An 18,551-nucleotide genomic window follows, 5' to 3' on the forward strand; every position below is an offset into this window, starting at 1 on the left:
AACAAGGTAATAATAAAAACACCTTTTCCTATGGGGAATTAATAATGGACTGGTTAACAGCCGTAAGTAGTTTTTGTCATGTTGTAGAAACTGGAAGTTTCACAAAAGCAGCGGAGCAACATGCAGTTTCCGCCTCAGCTATCAGCAAACGAATTGACTGGCTGGAAAAAGAACTGGGGATGAGCTTGTTTATTCGTACCACTCGACAAGTAAACCTGACCGAAGATGGTCAATTATTTTTACCCAAAGCTCTGGAATGGGTAACACAGTTTGCCGAAATGAAAGAACAAGCGCAAAAGGCTGCCAATGAACCTGAGGGCAGTTTAAAAATCGCGGCTACACTGGCTGTGGGTAGTACTATCTTGATGCCAAATATCGAGTCGTTCCTAGCCAAGTACCCAAAACTTAAAATTCACCTCAACGTAATTGCACCCGGTGCGCACCCTGACCTTCAGCACGACTTAGTCATCACCCGCTATTACGAAGGCTTTGACTCTACGGCACACAAAGGCACTCGCTTGATTGACTATCAAATGCAACTGTTTGGCGCACCTGAATACTTGTCCCGCCACGCCAAAATTAATAGCCTAGAAGACCTAAAACAACACCGAATGTTATTAAGTAACTATTATCACAAGATCGGCGGCATCGTGTTAGATTCAGGGGAAGTGTTTCACTTCAATAATTACAACTTTGTTTCTGATCACCTAGACGCGATCCTTACCGCAGCCATTCAAGGCATGGGGTTGATGTTTATCTCACCCGAATACATAAAGCATGAGCTAGAAAGCGGATTGCTCACCCTGGTGCTGCCAGAAGTCAAGTCAGAAGCCAAGCAACTTTGGGCCTACTATCCAAAAGCCAGTTTTACCCCGTTTAAAACCCAACTCTTTATTGATCACCTCAGGGCTCAGTTGGCTTAGTTAACCAATGTTCAGTTGCCAAAAACTCTCTTAATTTTGGCATAAAAACAAACCAAATAGCTGATCTTTAATCTAAGCTTAAACGTTGAATATTTAGTGATGCTTTAAACTCTCTAACCGACGACTTTTGGGGTGATAAACATGAACAGAAACACCATTGGTATGGAAGAAGCGATGTTTTTCAGTCAGCTTCTAAATAGCTGCTCTGCGCTTGAACTATTAAAGCAAATCCTCGCGAATTCACACCATGCTATAGTTATCACCGACGCTGACCGAGCAAACGGCTATCGCATCGTTTACGCCAACAAAGTGTTTTGTTACCACACCGGTTACGATTTGGCGGAGCTGGTTGGCCAATCCCCGTCGATATTTCAAGGACCACAAAGTAATCAACGCGTATTAGCTAAGTTAAGCAAAGCGCTTCAGGAGCGCGGCTACTTTTACGGTTCTTCTATTAATTATCGCAAAGACGGTAGTATGTATCCTGTGGAATGGAACATCTCAGCAATCCTTGATAGTGAAGGTAAGCCAACTCATTACATTTCAATGCAAAAAGACCTTACAAACATGCTAGCGTTGGTAGAACAAGTCAAATATTCTAACGAAATATTTAAAGAGCATTTACTCGATAAGTCGAATAAAGAATCTCGCAGAACAAATCCCAAAGTGATCGAAGAATTAAAGAAAAATGCCAAACTCTATAATGCCAATTTCAGATCGCAAACAAATTGTGAACTATTCGAAGAGGCCTTTTTTGATTTTTCGCCCGGTGAAAAAGGTGCATTAGGTGCGCGAACGGACAAAGCGCCGCTCTCTGCTGAGCACTATTGGAGCGAAAATCCTATCTTTGAAGAAGACTTAGCCGGCATAAGAGACGTTTTACAAGAGTTGGAAGCCGAAATTTACCTCATCGAAAGTAATGGAATTACCCACCAACGCTGCCAAAACGTCGCTAAGTATTACAAAGAAGTCGCAAACGGCTTGTTTTTTTGTGTGGAATTTAATGACGGTGCGCTGTTAATTGATGAAGTTGCTGAAACACTCAAAGCACAAAGTGGTGATGATAGTTTTCCGGCCGAGTTATTAGTTATGTTTAATAATGATCTATTCTCCTGGATTAACGATGTTTTTGTCACCAAGCGTGCACAAGATATTTATGAAGGCGAAAAGAACACCATCACTGCTGGCAACCAGCTGATGTCGTTTATAAACGTTAATTAAAACTGCGTGATTTATGGGAGCAGGAACTTCCAGAATCTGCAGGTAGCAACCCAGAATGAGGATGTAAAATAATCACTAGCTCACTGAATCGTGGCGGTGGTAAAGGCAGTCTGGATTGAGCTATATCCCTTCTATCAAGATAAGAGCAATCTTATCTTGATAGAAGGGATATCATGAAATTAATACGATTCATTTTAGCAATCATAACCTCTGCTTATGCTAATAGCAGCTGTTAATAGGTCGACAATAGTAAATCACCAGGCTAACGCTAGAGCCAAAGTTTTAGCAAAAAATGATCACCATACTCTTCACGAACAGGGATTTTTAGCTGTAAACGGGGTTTACAAAACTAAGCCCATACTCTCGCCAGTTACTCGAAAGTAGCAATGGCAAACCGTCTTACTAAAGTCTCAAATAGCCTAAAAGAATACGAGTGCTTAATTACTTTTGTCGACCACGCAAAAGTATACGAAAGAAGCCTAGACCAAGATAAACAATACTGAGAGCTAGGAATATTACTCAGTTCTTACCCGTACCGACAATTACTTTAATGCCTGTAGACAAGCACTAAAAATACACAATTTATTACATAAATCAGTATGCTCGCATTGTCGATTAGATGTACTTTATCTGCAATAATGCGACCAGCAAATTTAACTGTTCACAATTTAAACGTTGTTACGGTTAGTTGTCGTTGTTAGTAGTCAAAGGATATGTATGTATAAAGTTCTTTTAATGTGTTTACTTGCCAGTTTTAGTTTTAGTAGTTTAGCCATTGTCACTCGTCACGATGTACCAAAAGAAAGTTACATTGCAAAGCAAGCACCGGAATATCTAATTAACATGCCCGGAGAAGGTCATGGTGTTTTGTTTGACGAGCAATGGATAGTTACTGTTGCTCATTTGATTTTCGGTGACTATCAAGGTCGAGACATACAAATTCAAGGTAAAACTTTTACTATCGAAAGTGTCTTTATTCATCCAAATGCAAAACAAGCTGACAGTTCACTTTATTCTGGCGATGCTAAGCCTCTTATGGATTTTATGAAAACCACCAGTGATATTGCGCTTATTAAACTCACGACACCGGTTACTCATGTGAAACCACTGGCACTTTACACACAAAAAGATGAAGTTGGCCAATTTATTACTGCATTTGGCAGAGGTTCTACAGGCAATGGCGTGGATGGTTCTATCTATGAGACAAAACGCGCAAAAATACTCAGGACCATGACCAATAAAATAGATCTTGTTGATGGCAACTGGATTTCAATCTCATTAGATCAAGGTAAAAATGCTACCGCACTAGAAGGGATAGATGGCTCGGGAGATAGTGGCGGTCCATTGGTTATTACGAAAAATGGTAAACAATACCTCGCCGGAATGTTTAGTTGGGATTATGTGGAAGGAGATCTTAAGTCATTTAAACATGGTCTCTATGGTGGTAAATCTTACCAAGTACGAATTTCTAGTTACATTGACTGGATAAATACAACTTTGGCAAAACACAAATAGTTATAGCTAGACTCGACTCTGTTAGGTGTAGATAGGGAGATACTGATGAACAAACTCAATTTATCATGCCAATGTAACCAAGTTACTGGACATATCGAAAACATCACGCCAAATAATGCAAACAACCTAACTTGTTACTGCAGCGACTGTCGCCAGTTTGCGATTGAATTACAGCAACAATCTACTGTGTTAGATGTAGCTGGCGGCACGCAAATCGTTCAGGTGCCTTTGTCTCACTTTCATTTAGATTCAGGCAAGGAGCACCTCGCTTGTCTAAAGCTATCAAACAAGGGTATGCACCGTTGGTACGCTAATTGCTGTAGCACTCCTATTGGCAACACGGTCTCGGCAAACTGGCCGTTTATTGGTGTTATCCATAGCTTTATTCAAGACCCAGGCTTAGATGCAAAAGCTGGAGTTATGCAAGGGGCCGTTCATGAAAAAGAAGCAACCTCCCCTATCCCTATTGAACTTAGAGGGCCGCACAAACAGGGCTACATACTGTTTAAAACGTTATTAAAGTTTGCAAAATGGAAGTTACAAGGAAAAAACAGCCCCAGCTGCTTATATGAAAAAGATGGCAAACCAGTTTGTAAGCCTAAAATGCTTAACTGATTTTAGAAGAACTATCCCCTGCCAGATTTTTAACTGGCAAGGGATATAAAGTTAAGGCTGTTTTTCTAGTGTATTAATACTAACGTGTGGCCATTTTATTAATCCTTGACCATCTTTTCGCTCAAAGAACTCCAGCATTACCGTCTGCGTGTATTGCAGCAACATTCTGGGTTCGCCGTTTGGTAGCTTTTCTGTTAGCTCGTAAATCCAAAAAATAGCGCTAACTTCCGTCGCGTTGGCTTGTTTGGTGATAAATGGAATATTGTTTACCCCACCGCTCGCTAACGATGAATCAACCTTTAGTTGAGTAACATTGGCGACTTTTTTCTGCTGGAAAAAAGGTAAAATCGCTTGATCCAGCAGTTCATTAGGTTGTGTTGGGTCAAAAAGATCTTTGAAAGGCTGTTCATGAAAATGTAAATACGGTTGCAAATATGGGTTGTGTAAGTCCTGATCCACACCAATTGGTAAACCACTGATATTAGGAATATCAAAGCCCGTTTTGCTCTGTTGGCTTTTACCCAGTGCCATTAATGCATCGCCATGAGGAATGCTAGAAAGGCGAGCAATATCTAAATCCCCTGTAATATGGTCTTTCATGTGCAACCACAGGCCGGGCTCATGGTGAATGGCTAAACCATCACCACCAGCAAGCCCAGATCTCGGCGCATCGTCGGCTGCGATTTGATCTATTGCTTGTACATAATCGATAGTAAATACTTCCTGATCACCATTCATACCCCGATTTGGCACGTTTTTGTCAACCAGTTGAAAAGTCAATGTTTCGTTATATTGATTGTTGAGCAGACGATAGTCATGACTACCTGTTGGAAAAGGCAAAGCGATCATGTTCCAACCATGGCCTTGAAATTGCCCTGTGTTTTTCCACACGCCGGGCAAATGGCTAAGTGGACCTAGTGACGGTTCGCTAGTGGTTGTGGACTCGAGTACACGTTTAGAGATGTGTTGTTCAACTTGACCTGAATTAGACATATTCCCTCCTACTTTTTCAGAGTCTAATGCTACGATTAGCAAGTAATATGTAGTCCAAATACACCACCTTCGCTATAACTAAAAATTTACAATTCGATTGTGCTTATTCCATATTTCCATAGTTCTGAATAAATTCATCATATTAGCGGTTTAACCGCATATAACGTTAAAATTCTTCAAGTCAATTGAGAACAAACACTGTATTCGAAGCAGGAACTTTATGGCACAGTGTAAATTTAATGTAAACAAGGATAGACCATGAAACACTGGCTAATATTCATTACCCTTTTAAGTACCTCGGTACTTGCTAAACCACAAATACTCGCCCCGTATACCTCATTTGATCACCACGGCGATCATCAATTCCCCGTGAGACTAGAGTCCCAATCTAACCATGGACAGCATTTACTCGAAGTCGAGCTTGGCTGTGCTGAGCAAGGTTGTAGTGACTGGGACTACACAGTCCGTTTTGAATGGCAAAAAGATGGTGTAAGTTATGAACTCGGCAGATTGATAACACCTTATGCAGGATATATGCAGCGTAATATGCACGGCTTTAGTCGCGATTGGAGACGTACTTATGTTTTTGATGTTTCTCATCTGATCCCTATTCTTCAGGGCGAAGGCACATTTAACGTACATTACGGTGGATGGAGTGCCAAACAAAGTGCCTTTGGAATAAGTGCTAGGTTAGTTTCTCAGCCTGATTTTAATTCACAAGAAGTGCTTAGAGTGATCCCATTATACGAATCAGGCTCCGAGGGCTGGGCCTATAAAACAGCGGATCAATTTGCATCCCAGCTACCTGCCAAATCCTTCTCGTTTTCCGCTCGGGAGCAACATGCAGAAATCAAAATGATTGTTTCATCTCACGGTCATGCACTGTCATTTGACAACGAAAACAATGAGCCAGAGCTATGCGGTGAGTGGTGCGATCGTTTCTTCACTTTTACCCATAACGACCAACCACTCGTCAAGCAACAACTATGGCGTGACGACTGCGATCAAAGTGCCACCTTCCCGCAGGGTGGAACCTACATTTTTGCGCGCTCTAACTGGTGCCCTGGCGAAAAAGTCGAACCATTTAGTTATGAGATAAAAACAACACAAACTGACAATAGCCTAGATCTCGACTGGCAACGCTATAGCTGGCAGCCTTCCCAATATGGTAATACAGCACCGAGATATATCGTCAATGCCGTACTAGTGACCTATGCAAACAAACCAACTAATACGGATATCGCGTTATCCCTAATACTGTCTCCTAATGCCGATACACCAGATAGATTTGGTGTGCAATGTGGTGCTATTGAAGTCGAGGTGAAAAATACTGGTTCGACTGCTCTACAACATCTCGATTTTACCTATGGAATTGATGGCAATCAGCAGCATAATTTTACGTGGCGAGGCGACCTTTCACCTAATGAAAATAGAAAAATACGTATTCCAACAGCGTACTTAGGAGAATTTGATAGTAGCACAGCTAAGCTTAATGTAGCTGTAACTACGCCAGGTGATGAGGTAGCAAGTAATAACACCCTACAGGCAAAATTCAAAAAACCACTCGCCGTTTTTGACAACCCAATCCTCAAAGTACTCACAGGAAAAATTCCTGAAGAAACCAAAATCGAACTTTTAGATGCAAAACAAAATGTGGTAAAAACTTGGCAAGATTTTGCACCAACTCAATGGCACGAACTCATTCTTGACCAGCCTGTGGGTTGTTATGAATTACGCGTTTCTGACAGCGCCCAAGACGGACTGGCGTTTCCATTTTTCAATGCCGCAAAAGGCAAAGGTGAATTAAAACTTATTTATGAACAGAATGAGCAGCAAAAAAGTCACTCATTGCAAGCTGACTTCGGCCGTCAATTATCGATCCCACTCACTCTAGGTTACGAGTTTGGTGGCTGTGCGGCGAGTGCTTGGCAACGGAACAAGTCCTACCGACAAGGCGATGCCAACGTAAGCTATAAAGGTATCATCTATCAAGCTCGCCATTGGAGCTATAACTTTGAGCCGGATAAGTCAGGGGAATATGATGCATGGCAAGCCGTTAGTTATTGTGATGGCAGCGCCCTACCGCACTAAGTTAACCTCTATTAGCCGCGTATTAGCGCGGCTAATACCAACAGCACCAGACTTGCCGCAAAGCCCCAACGCACCAAAAGCAACTTTTTGTCATCTTCTAGGAAGCGGTGGATCACCGCACCAAATACTAGCCAAAGCGAATCCACAAAAACGGCAACTGCAAAACAAACTACGGCGGCAATACTCGCAGAGATGAGTGTCGAGCTAGCAGGTATAGTGACACTGGAAAAAATAGCAATACAAGCCGCATAGGCTTTAGGGTTAAGTAAATTAAGAATAAAGCCATCTTTAAAGCTGGGTAATGACGTTGATTGCGCTGACAGGCTTGAACGATTACTTGCTATTTTGTAGGCCACATACAACAAGTACGCTGCGGCTAGCCATTTCAGTATCTCACTCAATTTTGGTTGTTCAACCAAAAATCCTGCCACACCAGTTGCGGCCAGCGTAATCGCAACCAGTAATCCCAACAAAATCCCAATCAAAAAAGGCAAACCGGCTTTCACTCCACCAGATGCGCCAGTAGCAGCCAGCGCCAATGGTGCAGGGCCCGGCGAGCCAAGTAGTAAAGCGGTGGTCAACATTAACGCTAAAATTGCATCTAACATGATATTTTTCCCATAAAAAAGCCCCACCTTAGCGGTAGGGCTATGAGGTTCCTAGTTCAATTTAAACTGAAAAATTATGCTTTACTCTTGAGGTACTCGCACAAAGCCTTCCATTAATACGCGAGCACTGCGGCTCATCACTGCTTTTTTGGCTTGCCAACGTCCATCATCGAGCGCCGCTTCTGCACCTACCTTTAGCGTGCCTGAAGGATGACCAAACGTGACCGCATGCAACTCACCTCCACCAGCAGCTTCATTTACTAATGTACCGGGAATGGCTGCGGCTGTTGCAATTGCCACCGCCGCAGTGCCCATCATGGCATGATGTAGCTTACCCATCGAGAGTGCACGAACATTTAGGTCAATATCCGCTTGCGCAATGGCTTTACCACTGGAAGAGGTATAAGCCTGTGGTGCAGCAACAAAGGCAATTTTCGGCGTATGTTGACGTACTTTCGCTTCTTCAAGATCTGCAATAAGCCCCATTTTTAACGCACCATAAGCGCGGATCTTTTCAAATCGGGCTAATGCTTGCTCATCACCGTTGATTGCTTCTTGTAATTCAGTACCTTGATACCCTAAATCAGCGGCTCTAAAGAACAAAGTGGGAATGCCTGCACTGATCATGGTGACTTCAAACTCGCCTTCTTCAGGCACGACTAGCGTATCGACCAAGTTTCCCGTCGGGAACATATCCGCATCAGCATCGCTTGGGTCCATAAACTCCACTACCACTTCTGCGGCAGGGAAAGTCACTCCGTCTAGCTCAAAGTCACCGGTTTCCTGCACCTCACCGTTACACATTGGAACGTGTGCAACAATGGTTTTTTGGATATTAGCTTGCCAAATTTTGACAACCGCTACGCCATTTTCGGGCACTTTATGTGCCTCGACTAACCCATTACTGATAGCAAAAGCGCCAACCGCTGCGGTTAAGTTGCCGCAGTTGCCACTCCAATCAATAAAGGGTTTGTCTATCGCCACTTGGCCGAATAAATAGTCAACATCGTGATCAGCTTGGGTACTTTTTGACAAAATTACCGTTTTACTGGTGCTTGATGTCGCACCACCCATTCCGTCAGTATGCTTACCATACGGATCTGGACTGCCGATAACTCTGAGTAGTAACTTATCTCGCGCTTCACCGGGCATTTGCGCCGCTTGCGGTAAATCGTCTAGTTTAAAAAACACCCCTTTAGAGGTTCCGCCACGCATGTAGGTGGCGGGGACTTTTAATTGTGGTTTAAACATTCCCCGCTCCTACCTTAAACGCCTGACGCTTCTAAAAAGTCTTGCGCGAAACGCTGCAATACACCACCAGCCGAGTAAATAGAAACCTCTTCGGCAGTATCTAGTCGACATGTTACTGGTACTTCCAAACGCTCGCCATTGTGACGATTAACGATAAGCGTAAGCGTTGCACCTGGTGCTGGCTCACCTTCAACATCAAAGGTTTCTGTACCGTCAAGCCCAATAGTATTGCGCGTAGTGCCAGCTTTGAATTCAAGCGGCAATACGCCCATCCCAATCAGGTTGGTACGGTGAATACGTTCAAAGCCTTCTGCCACAATGACTTCAACCCCTGCAAGGCGAACCCCTTTAGCAGCCCAGTCACGAGAAGATCCTTGGCCATAATCCGCGCCTGCAACAATGATCAGAGGCTGCTTACGCTCCATATAGGTTTCGATTGCTTCCCACATGCGAGTTACTTGGCCTTCAGGCTCTACACGAGTCAAAGAACCCTGTACCACTTCCCCGTTTTCAACCACCATTTCATTAAGTAGTTTAGGGTTAGCAAACGTCGCACGCTGCGCTGTTAAGTGATCGCCACGGTGAGTTGCGTAAGAATTAAAGTCTTCTTCCGGCAGGCCCATTTTTGCAAGGTATTCACCTGCTGCACTACTTGCCAGTATCGCATTCGAAGGAGACAAGTGATCTGTCGTAATGTTGTCACCTAAAATTGCCAGCGGACGCATCCCTTTCATCGTGCGTGGACTTGCCAACGCGCCTTCCCAGTACGGCGGGCGTCGAATATAAGTACTCATTGGACGCCACTGATAAAGCGGATCATTGTCTTCGCCGTAATCAACAGACAAGTCAAACATCGGCTCGTAAACGGCACGGAACTGCTCTGGTTTTACACTTTCGGCGATCACCGCATCGATTTCTTCATCGCTCGGCCAAATGTCTTTTAATGTGACAGGATTACCTTGCTGATCATGACCTAGTACGCCATTTTCAATATCGAAACGGATCGTTCCAGCAATGGCGTAAGCCACAACCAAAGGTGGCGAAGCTAAGAATGCTTGTTTTGCATACGGGTGAATACGACCGTCAAAATTACGGTTACCTGACAATACAGCGGTAGAATAAAGGTCGCGCTCAATCACTTCTTGCTGAATTTTTGGATCAAGTGCGCCACTCATGCCATTACAGGTCGTACACGCAAAGGCGACCACACCAAAACCGAGTTGCTCAAGCTCAGGCAATAGTTTCGCTTCTTCCATGTAAGAACGAACCGCTTTTGACCCCGGTGCAAATGACGTTTTTACCCAAGGCTTACGGCTTAATCCTAGCTTATTAGCGTTACGCGCCAACAAACCTGCTGCAACAACGTTTCTTGGGTTACTGGTGTTGGTACAGCTCGTGATTGCAGCAATGATCACTGCGCCATCTGGCATTAGACCATCTTCTGTCGGTGCAATGTCTTTAGCAATACCTTGGCTCGCTAAATCGCTCGTGGCAACACGACGATGCGGGTTAGACGGACCTGCGATGTTACGAGTCACCGTTGATAGATCAAACGTCAACACCCTTTCATACTGCGCTTTATCTAACGAATCAGCCCAAAGACCTGTTAGCTTTGCGTATTGCTCAACTAATTTGATTTGTTCGTCATCACGACCAGTTAATTTAAGGTAATCGATGGTTTGCTCATCGATGTAGAACATCGCTGCTGTCGCGCCATATTCTGGCGTCATATTTGAAATAGTGGCGCGGTCACCCAAGTTTAGGTCTTGTGTACCTTCGCCAAAAAACTCTAGGTAGCTTGATACTACGCGCTCTTGTCGCAAAAACTCAGTGATGGCTAACACGATATCCGTTGCGGTGATCCCCGACTGACGTTTACCTGTGATTTCAACCCCGACGATATCCGGCAGTCGCATGTAAGAAGCACGGCCAAGCATCACGCTTTCAGCTTCAAGGCCACCAACCCCAACCGCAATAACGCCGAGTGCATCAACGTGTGGTGTGTGACTATCGGTGCCCACTAGCGTGTCTGGGAACGCCACGCCGTCACGAGCTTGGATAACCGGAGACATTTTCTCTAAGTTGATTTGGTGCAAAATGCCGTTACCTGGAGGAATAACATCGACATTTTTAAACGCAGTCTTAGTCCAATTGATAAAGTGAAAGCGGTCGTCATTACGTCGGTCTTCAATCGCTCGGTTTTTTTCGAACGCATCTTTTTCATAGCCAGCGTGCTCTACAGCCAAACTGTGATCAACAATTAACTGGGTTGGCACAACCGGGTTTACTTTTGCCGGATCGCCGCCTTTTTCAGCAATAGCATCACGTAGACCAGCCAAGTCAACTAATGCGGTTTGACCGAGGATGTCATGACAAACTACACGAGCAGGAAACCAAGGAAAGTCTAAATCACGACGACGCTCAATAATTTGCGTTAAATAGTCAGTAAGCTTTTCAGGCTCAGCACGACGAACTAAGTTTTCAGCCAAGACTCTAGAGGTATAAGGCAAAGTCTCATAGGCACCTGGCTTGATGTGCTCTACCGCTTCTCGCGTGTCATAGTAATACAGCTCAGAGTCGGGTAAACGTTTACGAAATTGGGTATTCATAGCAACTTCCAAAAAATCTGTGACGGTGGTAAGGCGGCCGAAAGGCCGCCGAGATTAGGCAGAGGCGAGTAGTAGCGCCAGCAGAACGAATTTATTAACGCTCTGTAATAGCTGGCACTGGACGCAACTCTTCACCGGTATATTCCGCTGATGGACGGATAATACGGTTATCAGCGCGCTGCTCCATTACGTGTGCCGCCCAACCAGTTAGACGTGACATTACGAAGATAGGCGTGAACAGCTTCGTTGGGATCTTCATAAAGTTATAGGCTGATGCGTGGAAGAAATCAGCATTACAGAATAGCTTTTTCTCACGCCACATCACTTCTTCACAGCGCACTGAAACCGGATAAAGTACGGTGTCACCAACATCTGCTGCGAGTTTTTCAGACCATTGCTTGATGATCTCGTTACGTGGGTCACATTCTGAGTAGATCGCATGACCAAAGCCCATGATCTTCTCTTTACGCTCAAGCATGCCCATCATTTCTTGTTCCGCATGATCAGCAGATTCAAAGCGTTCGATCATTTCCATCGCCGCTTCATTTGCACCACCGTGTAGAGGACCACGAAGTGAACCAATCGCACCTGTGATACAAGAATGCATATCTGACAGCGTTGACGCACAAACACGCGCAGTAAACGTCGACGCGTTAAACTCATGCTCAGCATATAAAATTAGCGACACATGCATTACACGCTCATGTAATTCATTTGGTTTCTTACCGTGTAACATGTGTAGAAAATGTGCACCAATAGAATCATCGTCTGTTTCTACATCGATACGCACGCCATCATGGCTAAAACGATACCAGTAACAAATAATGCTTGGGAAACAAGCTAACATGCGGTCTGTTACTTGACCTTGCTGCTCAAAACTGTGCTCACCTTCTAGGTTACCCAGCATCGAACAACCAGTACGCAATACATCCATAGGGTGCGCGTCTGCAGGGATACGCTCTAGTACTTCTTTAAGTGCCAATGGTAAGCCGCGCATTGATTTTAATTGCGCCTTGTATGTGTCAAGCTCAGTTTGATTTGGTAGGTGACCTTTTAAGATTAGATGAGCAACTTCTTCAAATTGACACTTGTCAGCTAAATCCTTTACATCGTAACCACGATAGGTCAAACCAGAACCTGATTTTCCTACCGTTGAAAGCGCTGTTTTTCCTGCTACTTGACCACGAAGGCCTGCGCCACTTAGTACTTTAGCCATTAGTTATTCTCCTGAATTTTTTTACCTGTTGGGTATTGATATTTTGTGCGCCGTGGCGCTAACCACAGCAAATCGATTATTTATTCTTGCCTTCAGCAAACAGTGCATCTAGCTTTTGCTCGTACTCGTGATATCCAAGATAATCATAGAGTTCCATACGAGTTTGCATGTTGTCTATTACCGCTTTTTGATCGCCATTGGTTAAAATTGACTGATACACCATTTCGGCAGCCTTATTCATAGCTCTAAATGCACTAAGTGGATACAACACCATGTCGACTCCCCACTCACCTAGCTCTTGTTTATTCCAAAGCTCAGTTTTACCGAACTCGGTAATGTTAGCCAGAATTGGGACGTCTAACGCCTCACTAAACGCTCTATAATGTTCTTCCGTTTGTACAGCTTCTGCAAAGATACCGTCTGCACCTGCTGCAACATACGCTTTAGCACGCTCAATAGCAGCTTCCAAACCTTCTTGTGCGAATGAGTCAGTACGCGCCATGATAAAGAAGTCTGGATCAGTACGCGCATCAACCGCAGCTTTAATGCGATCCACCATTTCCTCAGTTGACACGATTTCTTTATTTGGTCTGTGACCACAGCGTTTTTGTGCAACTTGGTCTTCCATGTGCACAGCCGCTGCACCGGCTTTTTCCATGTCACGAATGGTTTTCGCTATGTTAAACGCACCGCCCCAGCCGGTATCGATGTCAACCATAAGAGGTAGATCACACGCTGAAGTAATACGGTTAACGTCAGCAATAACGTCATTTAGCGACGTCATGCCTAAATCCGGTAACCCGTATGATGCATTTGCTACACCACCACCTGATAGGTAAATGGCCTGATGACCAATTTTTTTCGCCATCATTGCAGAATAAGCGTTGATTGTTCCGACGATTTGTAAAGGGTGATTGGCTTTTAGCGCCTCACGAAATTTTTTTCCTGCACTCATGATGATGTTCTCTCTAAGTTCTAAATTTGGTTATTAGTTAATTTGTTTGCAATGTTGTTTTTGGAGTATTGGATATGTCTGCGCATTAGCATTTCTGCCAGTTCTGGATCACGACTGGCAATCGCTCGGACGATATTTCTGTGCTCTTCAAAAGCAGTTTCTACTCTCGGCCCAGCCATGCCCAGCTGCACTCGATACATCCGCACTAAGTGATATAACCCATTGACTAACATAGAAATAAGGCTGGTGTTATTGCTACCCAGAATAACCCGATAGTGAAAATCTAGGTCACCAGCTTCTTGATAATAGGAATGTTGATTTTTTACTTCATCAAATTGACTATGGAGTAATGATTCTAAATTATTAATGTCGTCGTCAGACATATGTTGTGCGGCAAGACGTGCAGCCATACCTTCTAGTGCTTCTCTAACTTGATACAGCTCTAACAGCCCTTCCGGTGTTAGCGTCACTACTCGAGCGCCGATGTTAGCCTTACGTTCAACTAAATGACATGACTCCAAACGGTTAATAGCTTCACGGACCACAGCACGACTTACCTCATACTTTGTCGACAATTCCATCTCACTCAGTTTAGCACCGGAGGGGATAACGCCCTCAACAATTTCTTTGCGCAAACGAAAGAAGGCTTTGTCAGAAGAGGTAACAGCTTGTTCGTTAAAAAAGCTCATATCTGTGGAATTTGCCGTGGCCAAAAACAGTGTAGACAATATAGTGATGGTTTACGTTTACGTCAACCTAACGAAAAGCAAATTGTCGACAATCTTTAGTGATGTGTAGTATTCATCAAATGAATATCTTAGATACTCGATAACACATTTATTCACTCACGCACTGGCGCTTAAGTAAAATCAAAGCAATACTTAATTTGTATAAAATGAGGTAAACAGTCGCCGTGCTCAGAATTATCGTTCTATTAGTAGGCATCAGCCTTAGTCGCTTTGCGGATGCAGATACCATCTACAAGATAGTGACGGAGCTTTCTCCACCAAATCAAACGGTTGAAAATCATAAAGTCGCAGGTACAAGCACTGAATTGGTCAAGCAGATCACCCATCACGCTGGTATAGATACTGAATTCACTATTTATCCATGGGCCAGAGCATACAAGCTTGCCATGCGGGAAAGTAACACCCTAATTTACAGTATGGCCAGAACGCCTGAGCGTGAAAATTACTTTCACTGGATAGGTCCAGTAGCCCTATTTCACTTAGGCTTTGTCACTAATAGTTATCGAGATGACGTTACCATTACTACTCTAGAGCATGCGAAACAGTATAAGCTGGCATTGCAACGAGGTGATGTTGCAGAAGGCGTATTAAAAGCTTTGGGTTTTGATTATGTGCTGACCACAGATATTGAAAAGTCTTATGAATTGTTGATAGGTAACAAGGTTGACCTTGTGCTAGACGACCCTAGATATCTTTCCTCAATGGCCAAAGAACTTAACCTACCTCAAGACCATTTCAAATTCGTATTCGACGTAAAGCAACTGTCTGTAAAGGGTTATCTTGCAGCAAATTATAATACGTCGATAGATGTGATAAACAAACTTAAGCTTGCATTTACTGAAATAAGCCAAACCGACTTTTATCATCAAGTATTGGAAAGCGCACCTCACTGACACAATCAAACAAGCATAAGCGTCTACACCATTGCTTATGCTTGAGCAGATTTAGTTTATGATTAGCCGTTCATGCTAATGTCACATAGAACCGGTCCTGAATTACATACAAGTGAGTTCGTCGTTAAACATGTTGCAGTGTGACATTCATTTACAAATGATGCAATTTGGGCTTGATTAGTCTCGACAGAACCAGTAATAAATCCACCAGCCACATTTGGCGTCTGTGCATTATCTAATTGACGATTAGTATTACTTAAGGTTTTGATATTTTTCTTCATTAATTTTAGTTTCATTGTAATTCTCCTTGAAAAAACCGACGCCATATTGAACCTATAAAAGGTACAAGTCAATACATTTAGCCCAAATTACTGCTGGGCACGTAGTCTGTATTACTGAATTTGATCTCATAATTCATCACTCGGGTTAACTGGTGAGTGCAAATTCTTATACTTACGAAAATTTATTAATAGGAGAACAATGCATTCCCATCATGTTTGTTTGATGTACGAACGATTAAAGATGACAGGCTTAATTAACCATTGAATAAAGGGATGGTAACCTTATTGGTTTTAAAGACACTTACATTTCAAGTAACTCTAGCCAGTTAGTTTTAGAGACAACTGGGTAAATTCAACCCCGTAAACACTAAAGTCGGTAGCTAGAGAAGCATGACTTATCCGAAATTAAGACTAGTTAAAATTGTGGTACCTATCGTCACAAGGTTCGCTGCCAACGATTTTTCTAGATGTCACTTGTCCCCAACTAGTATCGGTACGATTACATTGGTTTATTACTCTCTCTCCAACAACCATACCGTTATCATCAAAATAAATAAACTCTATGATAGAGCCACTACGATACGCAGATGCTGCTGTCGCCGACAAGCCGATTAATGTGCTTACCACGAATAAAATAATTTTTGTTTTCATCTTATATTGTCCCTAATTTTGCGTTTACCGACTATCTTCATCCATTATTTGGTCAACCAACTCCAATCAAAGTATCTTCTTTAAATGTCATCAGAGACTAATATTGAGTTCGAGAGAGTTAACTGAATAAGTATTTGAAGGTGTAAAAATTTGAAAAATCCAGCCCTCGTAATTCTTGTTAGGACTACGAGGGTTGCTTTTCGATAACGCTATTTTTTAGAAGTTATCGCCGCAGGGCTCACTACTTACGATACGAGCATTCGATGTAACTGTACCGCTAGTAAATGTAGAGCCATAACATTGATTGATGATTTTTTCACCAACCACTTTACCGTTGTTATCGTAGTAAAGGATTTCGATGATATAACCACCACGGTATGCAGATGCCGCTGTTGCCGCTAAACCAGCAACCAAACTTGCCGCTAATAAAATCGTTTTTGTTTTCATGATATTTTCCTTAAATTTTTGTTGTCTTTAAATATCGATTAATCTCAATAACTGAGCACTCTACAGTGTAAGCTAAACTGCAAAGTCAAAGCTGAACGCTAAGCGTTGCAGAGGTTATCTGATGTCAAAGTTATCGCCACAAGGCTCGGAGCTTACGATTGTTCGCGAAGTTTTTTGACCCCATGAATACGTTGAACCGTAGCACTGGTTAACAATTTTTTCACCGACAACTCTGCCATTATCATCTAGATACATAATCTCAAGAATATATCCACCACGGTACGCTGATGCTGCTGTTGCCGCTAAACCTGCAACCAAACTTGCCGCTAGTAAAATCATTTTTGTTTTCATTGGACTTTCCTTTTTTGCGTTTCCAGAATTGGAGTAAACATAATCAACACATGGAAACAATTAATCAACCTTCAAAACCCAACAGTTAACAACAAATAATATATCCATAAGAATAGTTTCGAGAAAAACAAATTATATCCATAAAAAACAAGGAATAAAAATCAAAAAAAACATCAGATCCAAAATGTAATTAATTTAAATTTATTGTATAAATTGATAAATAATGACGTTTAGAGCAACAATCCAATGTATCGATAACAACCCAATCACTTTTGCGGTGTCGATTCTGTACGATTAGATAGGTCAAAGAAGCGAAATGGGCCACAGCACAGCAAATTGTGCTTATGTGGCCTAAATGGGAGTGAAGGAATAGTCCAAGCTTTACATTTTTCTGATGTATATATCCCCTTTATAAGAACTTAGAGTTAGCTTCTGCCCTCCGCCATTAAGCTTTCCAATCATACTGCCACCCACGATGATCCGCTTCCCATTGCTATCTTGCTCATTTGCGGTTTGTTCGGATACAAATGGGATCTCAAAGCCGGTATATACCTCTCCCATAAATGTTTGCAAACTGATATCAGAAGTGGTTTTAGCCGGTAAACTAACGTCTACATCACCTTTGTGTGAAATAAGTGATGACGGTGATTTTTGCTCAAAGCGAGTAAATTGTACTTTAATCCCTTTCTTTCCGCTCTCTGCAACGATAGGTCCGGAAATTTTGTCAGCATAAATGCCTCCCTGACCACTGATCAAATCTAATTCACCATTCACATCACTAACGGTTATATCGCCCCCTTTACCAACTCTAATATCCAAGTTACTTGTGTTAGGCACTTTTATCGTAAAATGCACCGCTCTTTTTCTAGACAAACTATTGATTTCCACATTATTGCCATCTTCTTCCATAATTAACTGTGGACTTTTCGGGGTAACTAATTTTAACCCCTTTAACTTTTTGTCATCACTATCGTCTGACTCAACAACTTCTAACGGCTCCAAATCTGTGGTTATTTCGACGGTTTTGCCAGAGTAGCCCACTACTTTCACCGATCCCAATACCACATTAATCTCGATATTTGCTGCTTTACTTGGCTCTGACAAGTTTAGGCTGTAATCAGCTGCGTAAGTTGTTGAACACGCCAAAGAGATAAGTGCACTTATTATTAGTTTTTTCATTGT

Annotated in this window: 18 protein-coding genes; 6 read left to right on the forward strand and 12 right to left on the reverse strand. The window is 42.8% G+C overall.

Annotated features, from left to right (window positions below; genetic code table 11):
- The first annotated feature begins 44 nt into the window (after positions 1-44).
- The 4 genes from ACSLBF_RS20880 to ACSLBF_RS20895 all read left to right on the forward strand — a co-directional run bounded on the left by ACSLBF_RS20880 (position 45) and on the right by ACSLBF_RS20895 (position 4,274).
- Positions 45-923, forward strand: a complete 879-nt coding sequence (locus ACSLBF_RS20880) for a LysR family transcriptional regulator (protein WP_440056562.1) — start codon at positions 45-47, stop codon at positions 921-923.
- Between the two features lie 141 nt (positions 924-1,064).
- Complete coding sequence (locus ACSLBF_RS20885) at positions 1,065-2,144, forward strand: PAS domain-containing protein (RefSeq protein ID WP_440056563.1); 1,080 nt, start codon at positions 1,065-1,067, stop codon at positions 2,142-2,144.
- Positions 2,145-2,861: 717 nt separating this feature from the next.
- On the forward strand, positions 2,862-3,659 hold the full coding sequence (locus tag ACSLBF_RS20890) for a trypsin-like serine protease (protein WP_440056564.1): 798 nt from the start codon (positions 2,862-2,864) through the stop codon (positions 3,657-3,659).
- 45 nt (positions 3,660-3,704) lie between these two features.
- Positions 3,705-4,274: a DUF6151 family protein gene (locus ACSLBF_RS20895; RefSeq protein ID WP_440056565.1), complete on the forward strand. Its 570-nt coding sequence runs from the start codon at positions 3,705-3,707 to the stop codon at positions 4,272-4,274.
- A gap of 51 nt (positions 4,275-4,325) precedes the next feature.
- Here ACSLBF_RS20895 and ACSLBF_RS20900 read toward each other — a convergent pair whose 3' ends face one another.
- Positions 4,326-5,267 carry a heme-binding protein gene (locus tag ACSLBF_RS20900; protein ID WP_440056567.1) on the reverse strand — a complete coding sequence of 314 codons (942 nt, stop codon included), beginning with the start codon at positions 5,265-5,267 and terminating at the stop codon, positions 4,326-4,328.
- A 258-nt stretch (positions 5,268-5,525) separates the two neighbouring features.
- Between ACSLBF_RS20900 and ACSLBF_RS20905 the strand changes: the two genes are divergently transcribed.
- A complete protein-coding gene (locus tag ACSLBF_RS20905; protein ID WP_440056568.1) occupies positions 5,526-7,358 on the forward strand; it encodes a peptide-N-glycosidase F-related protein in 1,833 nt (610 codons plus the stop codon).
- Between the two features lie 11 nt (positions 7,359-7,369).
- Here the strand turns inward: ACSLBF_RS20905 and ACSLBF_RS20910 are convergent, their stop codons facing one another.
- The 6 genes from ACSLBF_RS20910 to ACSLBF_RS20935 form a co-directional block, all read right to left on the reverse strand.
- Entirely contained in the window at positions 7,370-7,966 is a 597-nt protein-coding gene (locus ACSLBF_RS20910; RefSeq protein ID WP_440056569.1) for a LysE family translocator, read from the reverse strand.
- 81 nt (positions 7,967-8,047) lie between these two features.
- Positions 8,048-9,217: a 2-methylaconitate cis-trans isomerase PrpF gene (gene prpF / locus ACSLBF_RS20915; protein WP_440056570.1), complete on the reverse strand. Its 1,170-nt coding sequence runs from the start codon at positions 9,215-9,217 to the stop codon at positions 8,048-8,050.
- Positions 9,218-9,231: 14 nt separating this feature from the next.
- Entirely contained in the window at positions 9,232-11,826 is a 2,595-nt protein-coding gene (acnD, locus tag ACSLBF_RS20920; protein ID WP_440056571.1) for a Fe/S-dependent 2-methylisocitrate dehydratase AcnD, read from the reverse strand.
- Positions 11,827-11,920: 94 nt separating this feature from the next.
- Positions 11,921-13,042 carry a bifunctional 2-methylcitrate synthase/citrate synthase gene (gene prpC / locus ACSLBF_RS20925; RefSeq protein WP_440056572.1) on the reverse strand — a complete coding sequence of 374 codons (1,122 nt, stop codon included), beginning with the start codon at positions 13,040-13,042 and terminating at the stop codon, positions 11,921-11,923.
- Between the two features lie 76 nt (positions 13,043-13,118).
- A complete protein-coding gene (gene prpB, locus ACSLBF_RS20930) occupies positions 13,119-13,997 on the reverse strand; it encodes a methylisocitrate lyase (RefSeq protein WP_440056573.1) in 879 nt (292 codons plus the stop codon).
- Between the two features lie 20 nt (positions 13,998-14,017).
- Positions 14,018-14,686, reverse strand: a complete 669-nt coding sequence (locus tag ACSLBF_RS20935) for a GntR family transcriptional regulator (RefSeq protein ID WP_440056574.1) — start codon at positions 14,684-14,686, stop codon at positions 14,018-14,020.
- A 224-nt stretch (positions 14,687-14,910) separates the two neighbouring features.
- On the opposite strand from ACSLBF_RS20935, the gene ACSLBF_RS20940 reads away from it, so the two are divergent.
- On the forward strand, positions 14,911-15,639 hold the full coding sequence (locus tag ACSLBF_RS20940) for a substrate-binding periplasmic protein (RefSeq protein WP_440056575.1): 729 nt from the start codon (positions 14,911-14,913) through the stop codon (positions 15,637-15,639).
- 62 nt (positions 15,640-15,701) lie between these two features.
- On the opposite strand, the gene ACSLBF_RS20945 is transcribed toward ACSLBF_RS20940, so the two are convergent.
- The 5 genes from ACSLBF_RS20945 to ACSLBF_RS20965 all read right to left on the reverse strand — a co-directional run bounded on the left by ACSLBF_RS20945 (position 15,702) and on the right by ACSLBF_RS20965 (position 18,548).
- Positions 15,702-15,935: a hypothetical protein gene (locus tag ACSLBF_RS20945; RefSeq protein ID WP_440056576.1), complete on the reverse strand. Its 234-nt coding sequence runs from the start codon at positions 15,933-15,935 to the stop codon at positions 15,702-15,704.
- A gap of 396 nt (positions 15,936-16,331) precedes the next feature.
- Entirely contained in the window at positions 16,332-16,571 is a 240-nt protein-coding gene (locus tag ACSLBF_RS20950) for a DUF6289 family protein (protein WP_440056577.1), read from the reverse strand.
- 216 nt (positions 16,572-16,787) lie between these two features.
- Positions 16,788-17,018 (reverse strand): DUF6289 family protein, encoded by a 231-nt coding sequence (locus ACSLBF_RS20955; protein ID WP_440056579.1) that lies wholly within the window; start codon positions 17,016-17,018, stop codon positions 16,788-16,790.
- 114 nt (positions 17,019-17,132) lie between these two features.
- The gene (locus ACSLBF_RS20960; RefSeq protein WP_440056580.1) at positions 17,133-17,369 is read right to left on the reverse strand and encodes a DUF6289 family protein; all 237 of its coding nucleotides are present in this window, start codon (positions 17,367-17,369) and stop codon (positions 17,133-17,135) included.
- A 381-nt stretch (positions 17,370-17,750) separates the two neighbouring features.
- Positions 17,751-18,548 (reverse strand): hypothetical protein, encoded by a 798-nt coding sequence (locus ACSLBF_RS20965; protein ID WP_440056581.1) that lies wholly within the window; start codon positions 18,546-18,548, stop codon positions 17,751-17,753.
- Positions 18,549-18,551: the final 3 nt, after the last annotated feature.

Source organism: Pseudoalteromonas sp. T1lg65, assembly GCF_051930985.1.
In the GTDB taxonomy this organism is placed as follows: domain Bacteria; phylum Pseudomonadota; class Gammaproteobacteria; order Enterobacterales; family Alteromonadaceae; genus Pseudoalteromonas.

Excerpts from the sequence above, each read along its gene's own strand:
- prpC (WP_440056572.1), bottom strand. The coding sequence starts at position 13,042 with ATGGCTAAAGTACTAAGTGGCGCAGGCCTTCGTGGTCAAGTAGCAGGA.
- ACSLBF_RS20945 (WP_440056576.1), bottom strand. The coding sequence starts at position 15,935 with ATGAAACTAAAATTAATGAAGAAAAATATCAAAACCTTAAGTAATACT.
- acnD (WP_440056571.1), bottom strand. The coding sequence starts at position 11,826 with ATGAATACCCAATTTCGTAAACGTTTACCCGACTCTGAGCTGTATTAC.
- ACSLBF_RS20895 (WP_440056565.1), top strand. The coding sequence starts at position 3,705 with ATGAACAAACTCAATTTATCATGCCAATGTAACCAAGTTACTGGACAT.
- ACSLBF_RS20965 (WP_440056581.1), bottom strand. The coding sequence starts at position 18,548 with ATGAAAAAACTAATAATAAGTGCACTTATCTCTTTGGCGTGTTCAACA.
- ACSLBF_RS20905 (WP_440056568.1), top strand. The coding sequence starts at position 5,526 with ATGAAACACTGGCTAATATTCATTACCCTTTTAAGTACCTCGGTACTT.
- ACSLBF_RS20900 (WP_440056567.1), bottom strand. The coding sequence starts at position 5,267 with ATGTCTAATTCAGGTCAAGTTGAACAACACATCTCTAAACGTGTACTC.
- ACSLBF_RS20935 (WP_440056574.1), bottom strand. The coding sequence starts at position 14,686 with ATGAGCTTTTTTAACGAACAAGCTGTTACCTCTTCTGACAAAGCCTTC.
- ACSLBF_RS20885 (WP_440056563.1), top strand. The coding sequence starts at position 1,065 with ATGAACAGAAACACCATTGGTATGGAAGAAGCGATGTTTTTCAGTCAG.
- ACSLBF_RS20890 (WP_440056564.1), top strand. The coding sequence starts at position 2,862 with ATGTATAAAGTTCTTTTAATGTGTTTACTTGCCAGTTTTAGTTTTAGT.
- prpB (WP_440056573.1), bottom strand. The coding sequence starts at position 13,997 with ATGAGTGCAGGAAAAAAATTTCGTGAGGCGCTAAAAGCCAATCACCCT.
- ACSLBF_RS20950 (WP_440056577.1), bottom strand. The coding sequence starts at position 16,571 with ATGAAAACAAAAATTATTTTATTCGTGGTAAGCACATTAATCGGCTTG.
- ACSLBF_RS20880 (WP_440056562.1), top strand. The coding sequence starts at position 45 with ATGGACTGGTTAACAGCCGTAAGTAGTTTTTGTCATGTTGTAGAAACT.
- ACSLBF_RS20910 (WP_440056569.1), bottom strand. The coding sequence starts at position 7,966 with ATGTTAGATGCAATTTTAGCGTTAATGTTGACCACCGCTTTACTACTT.
- ACSLBF_RS20960 (WP_440056580.1), bottom strand. The coding sequence starts at position 17,369 with ATGAAAACAAAAATGATTTTACTAGCGGCAAGTTTGGTTGCAGGTTTA.
- ACSLBF_RS20955 (WP_440056579.1), bottom strand. The coding sequence starts at position 17,018 with ATGAAAACAAAAACGATTTTATTAGCGGCAAGTTTGGTTGCTGGTTTA.
- prpF (WP_440056570.1), bottom strand. The coding sequence starts at position 9,217 with ATGTTTAAACCACAATTAAAAGTCCCCGCCACCTACATGCGTGGCGGA.